We start from the raw sequence: 13,692 nt of genomic DNA on the forward strand, positions 1-13,692 counted from the left end.
GAGGATACGTTCAACGTTGTGTACTAATCAAATTCGATATACGCAATGTTTGATGTACAAAGGGACTTCCTTTGTTTGATCAAGATAATATCGGTAGGGAATTAGAATCTCTTTTGGTGCAGCGACAAACTCGTATACTGCACCAAAATAACGGTGTAGAATCGCATCGACAAAAAACGATACCTTCAAAACCTTAAAACTCGTCTGCTGTACTTCGGACTTTACTTTTACAACTTCAACTTTGTCTTGACAGCAATTCTTTTTAGGTTCATCAACTGTTTTTCCTGCCTTACTGCAAAAAGCACAGCTTTCTTCCGTTGTTTGAGCAAAAGCCACACTCGTTTGCTGCACCATTCCTTTACAGAGGTGCTGGTATGTACTAAAGCCTGAGGCTAAAAAGAAGTACAAAAAGCTAAATAGTATGACTAATATTCTCTTCATATATAGGGCGAAGATATCAACTCTCCTACAAAAGAACCTTATATAATTTTTGGAATATGTTGTATAATTTTACCTTGGAGCACAATAAGGAGATTCTATTTAACTTCTGTGAATACCTCTCCTTCTTTTATCTCAGCTAAATCGCCAACTAAAACGCGAGTCCACGGTGTATTTCCTTTGTGTACATACACTTGTCCTGCTTCATTTTTCACGATAACAACTGGTGTAGCTACAACAATATTGGCTTCGTTTAACGTCCAAATATAAGCGGTAGTTCCACGCATAAAAATTGCTTTTTCATCGAATACTTTTACAGGAATATTCGGAATACTCAACCTTAGTTTACGGATGGCTTGTCTATTGGGAATCGAAGACGCATCTAAGGTCATCATAATCTTGCCTTCTTCGCTAATAGCCTTTTGATTCAAAGTAGCAAGAACTGCTGAAGGCAACTGATAAATAGACTCATCTTGAAAAACAAGGGCTCCCTTACTATGTTGCAGGTGATCGCGAACGAGTAAATAATCTTCACTCGTTACTTCTATTTGAATGGAGTGTGCTTGTCCGCTTTGGATGTTTAACAAGGGTTGATTATTTTCAATTTTTCTTCCTGCACCAACTAGGACTTGTCTGACAACCCCAGCTTCCTGTGCTTTGATTCCTATTTCAACATAAGTAATGTGAGCAGAAGATGTAAGTTTAGCAACCTGTTCTTCATCGTTGGCTAAGGTATGCTTTGCCTCATTGTACAAGGCATATTGTTTTTCGTAATTTTCTTTTGCTTCCATACCGTCTTCTCCTCGATCAATAGCCAATAAAAGGTCCAATTGCTCCTTGACGTGAATTTTAGCGTCTTTTACTTTGCGTATTGCTTTTCCTAAACCAAGGGTATCACCTTGTGCAACGCGTAAAACAGCAATTTCTTGTCCTACTTCAATGCGGGAGTTGACATCCACTTTCAATTGAACCAATTCGCCACTTTGACCTGATCGGATCACGCGTACGGGCGAAGCTGCACTTGTTGTAGCATAGGTTTGATTTACCTCGATGATTTTTTCTGAACTCTCCTGTATTTGGACTCCTTCAGCAGCAAAAGGCAACTGCTTCGTTGTTGTGTCTTTTTCTTTGGTATTTCCTTGACGCTCATGCATTCCTCGAAATCCAACCCATACCAAAAAACCAATACACCCAACCGTCATTATAATTTGTTGCGCTCTAACTTTTTTACTCTTCATAACCTAGTACTATTACGTACAAATATAAAGAACAATCAGGCGATTTTAAAGTTCTTTTGTCTAGGATTCAAATTTTATTTCAATTCTAGCTCTTAGGGTGTAAAAACAAAAAGCTGACGCCCTTAAACTAAGAGCATCAGCTTTTTTTATTTAGTACAACACATTTTTAATGTCCGCCTAAAGCGCGATACAAGTCAATTTTTGATGCCAAGTAATCTCGTTTTAACGTAGCATAATTCAGGTTACTTTGCAAGGCGAGTGATTGTGCATGAACCACTTCCAAATACGAGGCTTTATCCAAACCAAACATGACCTGGATACTTTCTAAAGAAGTATTTAAAACACTTACGCGTTGTTGCACCACTTTTTCTCGTTCTTGTGTTTTGTCAATCTTCACCAAGGCATCATGTACATCTGCATAGCCAACAATAACGGCATTTTTAAAGTTTATCGCTGCTTTTTCTCTTTCGATTACAGCGATATCATAAGCAGCTCTCAATCGTTTCTTTTGGAAGATTGGTTGCACCAATCCACCTACAACAGTGCCAAATAGCGAGGCAGGTGTGTGAAACCATTGTGAGGTTTCCATGGCATTCAATCCCCCTTGAGCTGAAATGGTCAAACTAGGGTAGAATTCGCCTTGGGCAGCCCCTACTTTGGCATTGGCTTTTCTCAGTTCCAATTCGGCAATTTGAATATCAGGGCGTTGACTTAAAAAATTTGCGGGAACCCCTACGTGTAAAGCCGTTGAAAATTGCAACGCATTAATTGTTGTTGTGCGTTGTATTTGTTGCGGAAAGTGATTCAACAACACCCCCATCGCGCTTTCTTGCAAGGCAATTTCCTGTTCAATTTGAGGTAGCAATTCTTGCGCTTCCAACCACTGTGCTTCCGCCTGTTGAACCGCTACAATGGATTCATTGCCTATTTCGTACATTTTTTGTGTCAAGGCAAATGTTTTCTCGCGTAAGAGTAATCCCTCCTCTGCAATGCGCAATTGCTCATCTAACATCAATAGATTGACATAAGCCGTAGCAACTTCCGCTACCAAGCGATTTTGAACCGCTCGTTTTACTTCTTGCGTTTGTAAATATGCCGCTAGTGTTGCTTCTTTTTCTCGTCTAATTTTACCCCAAACATCTAGCTCCCACGATAAATCCAAACGCGCTGTATAATCTTTACTTGTACGCGAAGCTCCACTACTTACTGCTTCACTGTTTTTAGATAATTCCGTGTGGGATCCTGCTACTTGTAATGTTAAGCTAGGTAACAGATCCATTTTCGATTGCTTGTACAACACATTGGCTTGATCGATATTCTTAATAGCCAGTTTCAAATCTGTATTCTGTTCCAATGCCAATTGAATATACTGTGCCAATTCACCCTGAGCAAAAAAATCTTGCCACGACACTTCAGCTAATGTATTCACGGTTGAGTCTACCTGCATACCCGAATAAAATTGGCTCGGGTTCTCTAATGCTGGACGCTCGTAATCTTTTCCAACTTTACAAGCGGTAAAAACGAGAGCAACCGGTAGTATATATAAATATCTTTTCATTTCTAATTTGTTTAAACTTCTGCAGTTGGTTCTTGCGCTTGAGGTGTTCCTGATACTTTTTCCTGTATGTATTGAAAAAACACATACAGCACTGGAATAACAAATACCCCTAAAACAACCCCAAAGAACATCCCTCCTGCGGTACCAATACTGATCGAATGGTTTCCTTGAGCGGAAGATCCTTGTACAAACATCAATGGAATTAATCCCGCAACGAAAGCAAAGGAAGTCATTAAGATTGGACGCAAACGCAAACGCGAGGCTTCTAAGGCTGCCTCAACAATTGACAATCCTGCATTTCTTCGCTGTACTGCAAATTCTACAATCAAAATGGCATTCTTTGCCAAGAGTCCGACGAGCATGATCAGCCCTACCTGTACGTAAATATTATTGGCAATTCCAACGGCACCAATGGCAATAAACACTCCTATAATTCCCACTGGTAAAGAGAACAACACCACTAAAGGCAAGATGTAACTTTCATATTGTGCAGCTAAAATGAAGTAAACAAACAAGATAGATAATCCAAAAATAAAAATCATTTGATTACCCGATTGTTTTTCTTCTTTGCTCAATCCCAACCATTCAATTCCATATCCTGTTGGCAATTTTTCTGTGGCAATTTGCTCTACTTTAGCCATTGCATCTCCGGTACTTACACCTGGACTAATAATTCCATTAACCGTAATAGCATTAAATAAATTATGTCTGCTGATCGCTTGTGGTCCGTATACTTTTTCCAGTTTTGCAAGAGAGCTAATTGGAATCATCTCTCCTTTTTGTGTGTGCACATATAGTGTTTTGAACGAATCTTCATTGGCTCTAAATGGCGCATCACCTTGAACAAAAACCTTAAATTGTTTTCCAAATCGATTGAAGTCATTTACCTGTGCACTTCCGTAGAATAGTTGAACAGCGGCCATCATCTCGCTCACTTCTACCCCATGCATTTTTGCTTTTACAGGGTCAACGACAATCTTATACATCGGAAAATCGGCTTTGAACATGGTAAACGCTTGTACTACCTCATCCGAGGCACTTAAATCTGCGTTGAATTGCGTAACTACATCTGCAAATTCATTAATTGTACCTCCTTTACGGTCTTGAACAACCAATTCCAATCCATCAAAATCACCAAATCCAGGTACGGTTGGATTGGCAAACACGAAGAAATCTCCTTCTTTAATTGTCGATAATTGGCCGTTGATATCGGCTAATATCGCGTTGATATCGGTTACTTCTCCACGATCATTTCGATCTTTAAAAGCGATGAATCCCATTCCATAAGCTGGACTGGCTGCATTTCCTAAAATATTAAATCCAGAAATCGTCGTTACCGATTTAATTGCTGGGTGGTTACGCATAATTTCATCCCCTTCTTTCAATACCTTCGTTGTTCGGTCAATAGACGAACCCGGAGGCAACGATAAGGCGAACATAGCAAAACCTTGATCTTCATTTGGAATGAATCCTTTAGGTGTTACATTCATCAAAAGCACCATGGCAACGATAGATGCCAAGATTAACGATGCACCGAGTACTTTGCGTTTCAGCAAGAAGCGAATTCCACCGACATAGCGATTGGTTAAGGCATTGAATCCACTGTTAAAGCTAGAGAAAAAGCGCCCTAAAAATCCTTTTTTACTTGTTTCTCCTTGTTCATCCGTATAGTGATTTTTCAGCAACAATGCGCACAATGCCGGACTTAAAGTCAGTGCATTTACAGCGGAAATCAAAATAGCAATGGCAAGCGTAAAGGCGAACTGTTGATAGAACACCCCTACAGGTCCCGTCATAAAGCCTACAGGTAAAAATACCGCAGACATCACCAAGGTAATGGAGATAATTGCACCAGTAATTTCGCTCATCGCTTTAGCGGTAGCATCTTTGGCGTTTAATCCGTCAATCATCATGGTAGCATGGACGGCTTCCACCACTACAATGGCATCGTCCACCACAATTCCAATGGCGAGTACCAAGGCAAAGAGTGTCAACATATTAATGGAGAACCCTAGCATATTGAGGAAAAAGAAAGTTCCAATAAGCGAAACGGGAACCGCAATTGCGGGAATCAAGGTTGATCTAAAATCCTGTAAGAACAAATACACGATCAAAAACACCAACAAGAACGCTTCGATTAAGGTTGTTTTTACCTGATTAATCGACTCATCCAATTGAGTTTTACTCGCAAAAGTCACGTTGTAATTCAATCCTTTAGGCAACTGAGGTTTCAACTCCTCTAATACGCCGTAAATTTGGGTTTGAATTTCGTTGGCATTGGATCCATTCGTTTGAAAAACAGCCATAGAAACGGCCTCTTTTCCATTTACTTTATTTTCTTCATCATAGGCAACTGCTCCAAATTCAATACGCGCGATGTCCTTTAAATAAAGAACATTTCCATTACTATCTGCCTGAACGACAATTTGTTCAAATTGCTCTGGTGTATTGTATTTTCCGGGATAAGTCAGTGTATATTGTACGGCACCTCCAGCATTTTGCCCTAAATTACCCGCAGCTACTTCCAAACTTTGATTTTGGATCACGCGTTCAACATCCGAAGGGGTTAACCCGCGATTGGCTAATTTGTGTGGATCTAACCACACGCGCATCGCGTAATCTTTTTCTCCAAAAAGCTGAACATTTCCAACACCTTTGATTCGCTTTAAGGCACGTACTACATTGATTCTCGCGTAGTTCTGAACAAAGGTTTCATCGTATAAGGTCGCATCGTCACTGATTACATCAATAACCATAATCATTCCGCGTTGTTCTTTTTGGGTTGTAATCCCAGCGCGAATTACTTCTTCTGGCAAAATACCTTGTACTTGAGCCACCCTATTTTGTACGTTTACCGCAGCTTGATCAGGATCAGTCCCCAATTCAAAAAAGATGGTAATAGTAGCAGTACCGTCATTACTTGCGGTAGATTCGATATGCGTCATGCGCTCTACCCCATTGATCACTTCCTCTAAAGGCGTCACTACTGATTTTAATACCGTTTCGGCATTTCCTCCTGGGTAAGAAGCATGCACTGCAACACTAGGCGGTGCAATATCGGGAAACTGCTGAATGGGTAATTCTTTGAGTCCTACAAACCCGAGAATTACCAATATAACAGAAATCACGGTAGCCAAAACTGGCCTGTGAATTATTTTTTGTAGCATGAATTTAGCTTATTAAATTGAATCGTTTGTTGTCGAATTTATTTTATAGAACAGCTGCTTCTCGCTTGGTTTCCTGTTCTTTTTCAGCGGCAGTAAGTTGGGTGTTTTTCGCCATTTGAATTGGCTCAACCACATCGCCATCTGCAATTTTATCCAAGCCTGTAGTAACAATTGTCTCTCCGTTTTCAATTCCACTTTGAACGAAATACGTCTGTAAGTTTTTCCCTACAATTTTCAATTGTCTTTGTTCGACTTGATTGTCTTTTCCTACTACATAGGCAAACACTTTATCCTGTAAATCCAGAGTTGCGGCAATAGGCACTTGTAGTACATCTTCTTTCTTGCCGATTAAGCTCACAATCCCCGTTCCTCCATTTCGCAACAATTTCTCCGGATTATCAAACACTGCACGTACACTCAAGGCATTTGTAGCTTTGTCAAACTCCCCATTAATCATATCCACTTTTCCTTTGAGTGGATACACATCCCCATTGCTCAACTGTAGTTCAATGTCCATGGGCAATACATCTGTTTGTCCATTATTTCCTTTAACAAGATCAAAATAATCGGCTTCAGTCACTGAGAAATAGGCATAGATTTGAGTAATATCCGACATAGTTGTTAGTGGTTCCACTTCACCTGCAGTTACCAAATTTCCTACTAGTTTGGGGATCCTTCCTAAAAATCCATCCACTGGTGCTGTAACTGTACAGTAGTTTAAGTTTAACTGAGCTTCTGCCACTGCTGCTTTCGCTTGAGCTACCATTCCTTTAGCACTATCTAGTGCTGCGTTTGCTGTTTGCAATTGGATAGGCGATACAAACTTATTCTCAACCAGTGATTTTACCTTGTCGAGCTCTACTTGTGCATCTACTAAGGCTGCTGATGCAGCTTTTAACGTAGCTTCTGCATGTTGCAATTTAATCTGATAGGGTTGACGATCGATCAGGAAAAGTGCCTGTCCTTTTTTGACATAACTTCCTTCTTTTACCAGTATTTTTTCGATATATCCTGTAGCTTGTGCTCTAACTTCAACGTTAACCTTACCTTGTAAGGACGCAGTATACTGACGGGTAATCTCAGCATCCCCACGCGCTACACGTTCTGTTTTCACTTCTACATGTCCTCCCATTTGTGCGGTATCATTGGTGTTTTGTTTGCATCCTACTGCAAGTAATAGGATCAAAACTGCTCCTCCAACATAAGCTAATACGCTTAGGTTTCTATAAACTCTACTCATAAAATTTTATATTACGCAACAAAAATGAAAAAAAGGAATTCTCCTAGTATTTTTATTGTTTTGAAGCGTAAAAAAAGAAGCCTGAAGCGTAAAATACGCGGACTAATCTGTAGGTAATAAACAGAAAAAGCTACCGAAGTAGCTAGAGCGAACTTTAGGAGTTCAGCCAATTTTTAAACAAAGGAGCCTTATCTCTACTGATGATAATTTCGCGTTGGGGATCGCGAATCAAAGTTACTTTGAGTTTGCCGTTATAGTAGTTCTGAATGTTATGAATACTGTCTATCTCAAGAATATGTTGCCTATTTGCTCTGAAAAAAGAGGACGGATTCAACTCCTCTTCTACCTCTTCCATCGTTTGGTTGATAATCATTTCACTTTTGTCTTTCAATACCAAGTGCGTGATTTTTAATTCGGAATAGAGATAGTCTATTTCCTCAACTTTGACCGTTCGATATCCATCCTTGTAAGGAATGAGAAAACGCGAACGATAGACGATTTCCCTTTTACTTAAACTACCTAAAATATGTTGTATAGAATCCGTTAATTCCGCAGGAGTAGTTAATCCCTTGTACTTGGTTAAGGCTTGTATTAAATCCTCTTCCTGTACAGGTTTCATCAAGTAATCAATACTATTTACTTTAAATGCTTTTAGCGCATATTCATCATAAGACGTCGTAAAAATTACGGGAATTGTAATCTGAATTTGCTCAAATATTTCAAAACACAGCCCATCTTCTAGCCGAATATCCATCAGGATCAAATCAGGTGAGGCATTGGTTTGTAGCCAATGTACACAGGATTGCACACTTTCTACTACAGCCTGAATCTGAATATTGGGTTCTATCTGATGCAAAAGGCGTATCAGTCTATTTGCATTTCTTTCCTCATCTTCAACAATCAATACCTTCATACGATGTGTTTATTTAATTGGTAAAACTTTTTTCTCTAACCGTTAACAGTGGTAATTTCACTAAAAACTCCGCTTCATTACGCACAATTTGAACCTCTACCTTACTCAATAAGCGATAGCGATCTACAATGTTTTTTAATCCTACTTTAGATGAAGGCAGTTCAACGACCAGCTTTTGTAGGTTATTGCGTACAACAACATACTGATCCACAACCTCTAGGTGAATAATCAACGGGTGCTCTTTGGAAGCTGTATTGTGTTTAACTGCATTTTCAACTAATAACTGCAAGGCAATTGGCGCCACAGCATAGGTAGTTTGAATGGCCTCGTCAATGGCAATCTCAAGTTCAACTTTGCGTCCCATGCGTTCTTTAATCAAGTAAAAATACGATTCCACAAAGCTTATTTCTTCTTTTAAGCTAATGGTATTTTTTCTAACATTGGATAGCATATAACGGTAAACCAGGGCCAAATGATCTATAAACTTAACTGCGACTTGTTGATTTTCAATCACCAATTCGGATAAGGTACTAAAGTTATTAAACAAAAAGTGGGGATCCAATTGCATTTTCAGCGTTTCTAATTCCGCCTGACTCGCAATACGCTCCAACTGTTCTGCTTTTAATTTTAATTCTGCTGCATCCATCATTGAGTTTCTCCAATTTTTAATTAAAAAGTATCCGGTGTGAATGACGCTAATAAAAATCCCTGTATTAATGCTGATTAACAGCGATTGCCACACATCTATTTTTGCTTCTAAGTCAAAGATTTCTCCAGGCTCAAAAGGGATCCAAACCAAATAGGCGATATTGAGTAAACAATAAACGGTAAAGATGCAGAAAATCAAGAGTAACAATTGCACGATTACGCGCCAAGCAGCGTATTTGGTCCAGGGTAATACCTTATTCAAGGCATGACTCAATTGCAAACTAATTTCACCAATCAGCGTACAATATACCAAAATCATGATACCCGATTGCCAAAGCCCATCCTCATCAATGGTGGTGTACCATTCGGGATCATAGGGATTCAACAAAAAATGCGAAAAGAGATACAAGACAAAAACAGCTGGAATAACAACTAGCCGATAATGTTTTGTAAAAAGCGATTGTTCCTCTTTGTTTTTTTTCACCTTTCTTTCCATTATGTTAACAAAAGTAAGCAGCTTTTCGCTGAACAGTTAAGATTCCTAACCCAATAGGAATAATTATATCTTGAATCGTACAAATGTACTACCGTATCTTGAATAACACATCGAATGAATCGTTCAGATCAAAAAAAGCATAAAAAAAAGCCAGCTTTAACAGCTGGCCTTTGTTGTGTTATAACCTAAAAACCATAGTTCTTACGTCCTATTTCTTTTACTACCAATGTTTTAGCTACACTATCGTGTAAGGTTTGGTTTTTATTGCTTCCAAAGAATAAAAAGTATCCAATCAAAAAGATTAAACTAGATACGATGGACATAAAGAATCGCCCAGTTGCCTGTCCAAAATCAATTGGATTACCTTCTTCGCTAATACACTTAATGTTCATGGCACGTTGTCCTACTGTTGCTTGACCTTCGCTAGAATGCATGATTGCATAGTACAACCACGGTCCTACAATCGGAAGAAAACTCACAAACAAACAGATAAGTCGATCCAACAATAAGCCTACAAATCGATCTCCGAATTCCGCGTATTTATAATAGATTTCTCCCTGAGGGGTAAATAAAGTTACATGCGCATTATCTGCATGATACACTACATTTCCCACACGTTGTTCATACGTATTTAACTGATATCCACCTTGTGGATTGGGAGAATTATATTGAAATACTTCGCGTAATTCCTCTATTTGTTGTGCTTCTACCCAATTTTCAAGTCCATCAAACCAAACAAGCGTACTAGCTGAAATTCTCATTTGCACCAATTCTTCTTTTGAATAAGGCCCCTGCTTTTGGCTGTCTTTCACAATAAAATACTTTTTTTCCATGCTACTTTATTTTTATTGTAAACATACAAAAGCATTCGTTATCTCCCTACTTTTTTTATACTGTTAGGGAGTAAAAGTTACTAATTCAATTGCTGTAATATCGTCATGTCCAATAACATCAACAACTAAGGAATTGTTTTTTAACTCTTTAATTTTAAACGTAAACGATTGCCCAAATTCTTCACTAAAAACAGTGATCACATCACCTTCGAGTACCCAAGTACCTCGATCCTCTTTCAAACTGTACTTGTCGACAGCTTTGAACTTCTTGTCTTTTAAGGAAATGTGCACAGCTGAAACCTGATAAGCAAATCGCGCTGCTCCTTTACAAGATTCAGAAAATTCAAAGTGTGCCGCAATCCAATCTTTTTCCAAATTGTTTTCTTTTACGGATTTAATCGATTTTTGCTCGATATCATTTCCGCCTTCATCATTACTACAACTCACCACTGATAATCCAAGACTGACTGATACTATAGCAGCCAATGTCCATTTTAAAACTTTTTTCATAACATAGTCTATTAAGGGGTTAAACAATAGTTACTTTTAATTTTATGTTTTAAACTACTTTTCTTGCTTACTAATTTACTAAAAAATACTTAACAAATAATTAATTTACTAATTTTTGTAATATAAATCATATTTTAACCTAAATAGGTAAAAATTAAAAAAATCAACAGTTAAAACAATAAACTAAATTTTAAAAAGACGTCTTTATCACTTATTATCTTGGCACAAAAGTATTTTAATTATAATCGCTCAAAAATGACAAATATCATCAGTATTTACGATACTTTGACGATGTTTAGTGTGTAATTTATTTCCCTAAACCCAGCATACTTAAAATCAAACCCTTACCGACTAATTATCTAAAATCCATCCAAATATTAACTAGATATTAACAAATTATATCTTTTTCAGCTCTTTTATTTTAAACAAACATTAGCTTAAAGATTTAATTACACAAAGGCTTTGGCAGTACAATAACTGTATAAATTCAAACTCCTTATTTATTTATTTTTAATAAAATTTCACAAATTACGAATACGCAAAAAAAAAGACAATGCGAAAAACACATTGTCTTTTTTTTATACATTTTGATTTATACTCTTTTCTACTACTTTTTTTTAGTAGAAATCATAGGCGTAAGCCCTAATTTTTGAAATAACAGCTGATCTTGATCTAAAGCGGGGTTTGGCGTGACGAGTAATGTTTGCTCTTCACCTGAAAAAATAGAGTTTGCACCAGCAAAAAAACACCATCCCTGTTCTGCTTCGCTCATTTCTAAGCGACCTGCGCTCAATCTCACCATCGTTTTAGGCATGATAATTCGCGCTGTAGCAATCATGCGAACCATTTCCCAACTATCCGTTTTAGGCAGATCTTCTAAAGGCGTGCCCTTCACACGTGCCAACGCATTAATGGGCACCGATTCTGGATGTTGTTCCATGGTGCTTAACGTACACAGCATTGCAATGCGATCCTGATCCGTTTCTCCTAATCCAATAATTCCTCCTGAACAAACAGTAATTCCAGCTTTTCGAACGGATTGAATGGTATTTAAACGCTGGTCATACGTTCGCGTTGATATAATATCTTTATAATGAGATTCAGAAGTATCTAAGTTGTGGTTATAGGCATATAATCCTGCTTCTTGTAAGCGTTTTGCCTGAGACTCTGTCAACATTCCCAAGGTACAGCAAACCTCCATATCAAGTGCATTGACACCTTTTACCATCTCAATAACCTGATCAAAATCGCGATTATCGCGTACTTCCCGCCAAGCAGCAGCCATACAAAATCGAGAAGATCCATTGGCTTTGGCTTTTTTCGCATGTCCTACAACCGTTTCTACAGCTAATAAACGCTGTACTTTAATATCTGTATGGTAACGTGCAGCTTGTCCACAATACGAACAGTCTTCGGGACACCCTCCTGTTTTTATAGACAATAAGGTACTCACCTGAACTTCATTGGGGTTGTGATACTGTCGGTGTACACTTGCTGCTCGATAGACCAGTTCCATGATTGGTAAATCGTAAATAGCCTGAATTTCTTCCTTTGTCCAATTGTTTCGAATCGCTGCTCTACTTGTCATTATCTCTCTTGTTTTATTAGTTAAGCGCCAAAAATATTGGGGATAATAGAGGGATAAGGCATCCGGTTTAAAAAAAAGAGCTAGACCGGTGGGAGTGGACGGTTTACAACTTACGGTTTAGTGGACAAAAAAAAAGAAGCCCCATAAGGACTTCTTTTCTTAATCTAACCACACTCTTTTTATTTTCAAACGATTGTTTGAAAACCAACACAAAGTTATAGGTATACGAGGTATACCCCAACACGATATTTTTATACGTTAAAAACAGAAGTTTTTTTATCACTTACACACATTTCTTCTGTTTTTATCTAACTTGTATTTTTGTTATCTTGTTTTTGCGTTCCATTTGTTTAAATCTATCTTAACGCAACACAACGCTAAGATTTAATTCTTTACATTTGAACAAAGCAAAATTCCATATTAATTTCAACCTTTACTAGGACATTTGTCCTCCTAATGATAAATATATGTTAAGAACAAATCTTGATTTTTTATCTTATATCGAATCCATCGCCCACAAAGATATCATTGCAGATAAAATTCAGTTGATTCAATATAAACCCAAAGATATCTTATTGACTCAAGGGGAACAAATAACTAAAATTATTGTTATCCGAGAGGGGATAACCAAGTGTTTCATTACGGAAGAAAATGGCAAGGAGTATATTCCTGAATTTTTGAGTCGTGGTGAAATTATGGGCGAAATCGAATACCTTGGCAAAATGCCCTGCTTGTGTTCGGTAGAGGCGCTCTCTTATGTCGATGCCTATGTCATTCCGTTGTCTATTTTTGATCACTTACTCAAAACAGATCTTACGTTCAACAATGTATTGCTCTCTGTCGAAGCCTTACGCGTTTATCACACCAGTGAGCGCGCTTCTTTTCAGCAGTTGTACACCGTTGAGCATGCCTTAGAGAAACTATTAACCCTTCAGGAGAAAAACCAAGTGGACATCTCTAAGGAGGATATGGCTTCGTATTTGGGTATTACTACGCGAACACTGAATCGCGCGTTGAAAAAAATACAAGAAGAAGAATAAAAAATAGGAGGTTCATCCCTGTT

Annotated in this window: 11 protein-coding genes; 1 reads left to right on the forward strand and 10 read right to left on the reverse strand. The window is 38.1% G+C overall.

Features of this window, described 5'->3' with window-relative positions; all coding sequences use genetic code 11:
- Nucleotides 1-27 precede the first annotated feature (27 nt).
- The 10 genes from ACPDHL_RS02270 to bioB all read right to left on the reverse strand — a co-directional run bounded on the left by ACPDHL_RS02270 (nucleotide 28) and on the right by bioB (nucleotide 12,629).
- Nucleotides 28-441, reverse strand: a complete 414-nt coding sequence (locus ACPDHL_RS02270) for an HYC_CC_PP family protein (RefSeq protein WP_430531179.1) — start codon at nucleotides 439-441, stop codon at nucleotides 28-30.
- Between the two features lie 95 nt (nucleotides 442-536).
- A complete protein-coding gene (locus ACPDHL_RS02275) occupies nucleotides 537-1,676 on the reverse strand; it encodes a biotin attachment protein (protein WP_430531180.1) in 1,140 nt (379 codons plus the stop codon).
- A gap of 166 nt (nucleotides 1,677-1,842) precedes the next feature.
- A complete protein-coding gene (locus tag ACPDHL_RS02280; protein WP_430531181.1) occupies nucleotides 1,843-3,234 on the reverse strand; it encodes an efflux transporter outer membrane subunit in 1,392 nt (463 codons plus the stop codon).
- 11 nt (nucleotides 3,235-3,245) lie between these two features.
- Nucleotides 3,246-6,401 carry an efflux RND transporter permease subunit gene (locus ACPDHL_RS02285; RefSeq protein ID WP_430531182.1) on the reverse strand — a complete coding sequence of 1,052 codons (3,156 nt, stop codon included), beginning with the start codon at nucleotides 6,399-6,401 and terminating at the stop codon, nucleotides 3,246-3,248.
- 43 nt (nucleotides 6,402-6,444) lie between these two features.
- Nucleotides 6,445-7,641 (reverse strand): efflux RND transporter periplasmic adaptor subunit, encoded by a 1,197-nt coding sequence (locus ACPDHL_RS02290; RefSeq protein WP_430531183.1) that lies wholly within the window; start codon nucleotides 7,639-7,641, stop codon nucleotides 6,445-6,447.
- Between the two features lie 154 nt (nucleotides 7,642-7,795).
- Entirely contained in the window at nucleotides 7,796-8,554 is a 759-nt protein-coding gene (locus ACPDHL_RS02295) for a LytR/AlgR family response regulator transcription factor (RefSeq protein WP_430531184.1), read from the reverse strand.
- A 13-nt stretch (nucleotides 8,555-8,567) separates the two neighbouring features.
- Nucleotides 8,568-9,698: a sensor histidine kinase gene (locus ACPDHL_RS02300; protein WP_430531185.1), complete on the reverse strand. Its 1,131-nt coding sequence runs from the start codon at nucleotides 9,696-9,698 to the stop codon at nucleotides 8,568-8,570.
- A 185-nt stretch (nucleotides 9,699-9,883) separates the two neighbouring features.
- Nucleotides 9,884-10,531: an RDD family protein gene (locus ACPDHL_RS02305; RefSeq protein WP_430531186.1), complete on the reverse strand. Its 648-nt coding sequence runs from the start codon at nucleotides 10,529-10,531 to the stop codon at nucleotides 9,884-9,886.
- 63 nt (nucleotides 10,532-10,594) lie between these two features.
- Entirely contained in the window at nucleotides 10,595-11,041 is a 447-nt protein-coding gene (locus ACPDHL_RS02310) for a hypothetical protein (RefSeq protein WP_430531187.1), read from the reverse strand.
- Between the two features lie 607 nt (nucleotides 11,042-11,648).
- A complete protein-coding gene (bioB, locus tag ACPDHL_RS02315; protein WP_430531188.1) occupies nucleotides 11,649-12,629 on the reverse strand; it encodes a biotin synthase BioB in 981 nt (326 codons plus the stop codon).
- A gap of 467 nt (nucleotides 12,630-13,096) precedes the next feature.
- Here bioB and ACPDHL_RS02320 point away from each other — a divergent pair, with 467 nt between their 5' ends.
- A complete protein-coding gene (locus tag ACPDHL_RS02320) occupies nucleotides 13,097-13,669 on the forward strand; it encodes a Crp/Fnr family transcriptional regulator (protein WP_430531189.1) in 573 nt (190 codons plus the stop codon).
- Nucleotides 13,670-13,692 lie beyond the last annotated feature (23 nt).

This window comes from Myroides sp. C15-4, assembly GCF_050522745.1.
Classification (GTDB): domain Bacteria; phylum Bacteroidota; class Bacteroidia; order Flavobacteriales; family Flavobacteriaceae; genus Flavobacterium.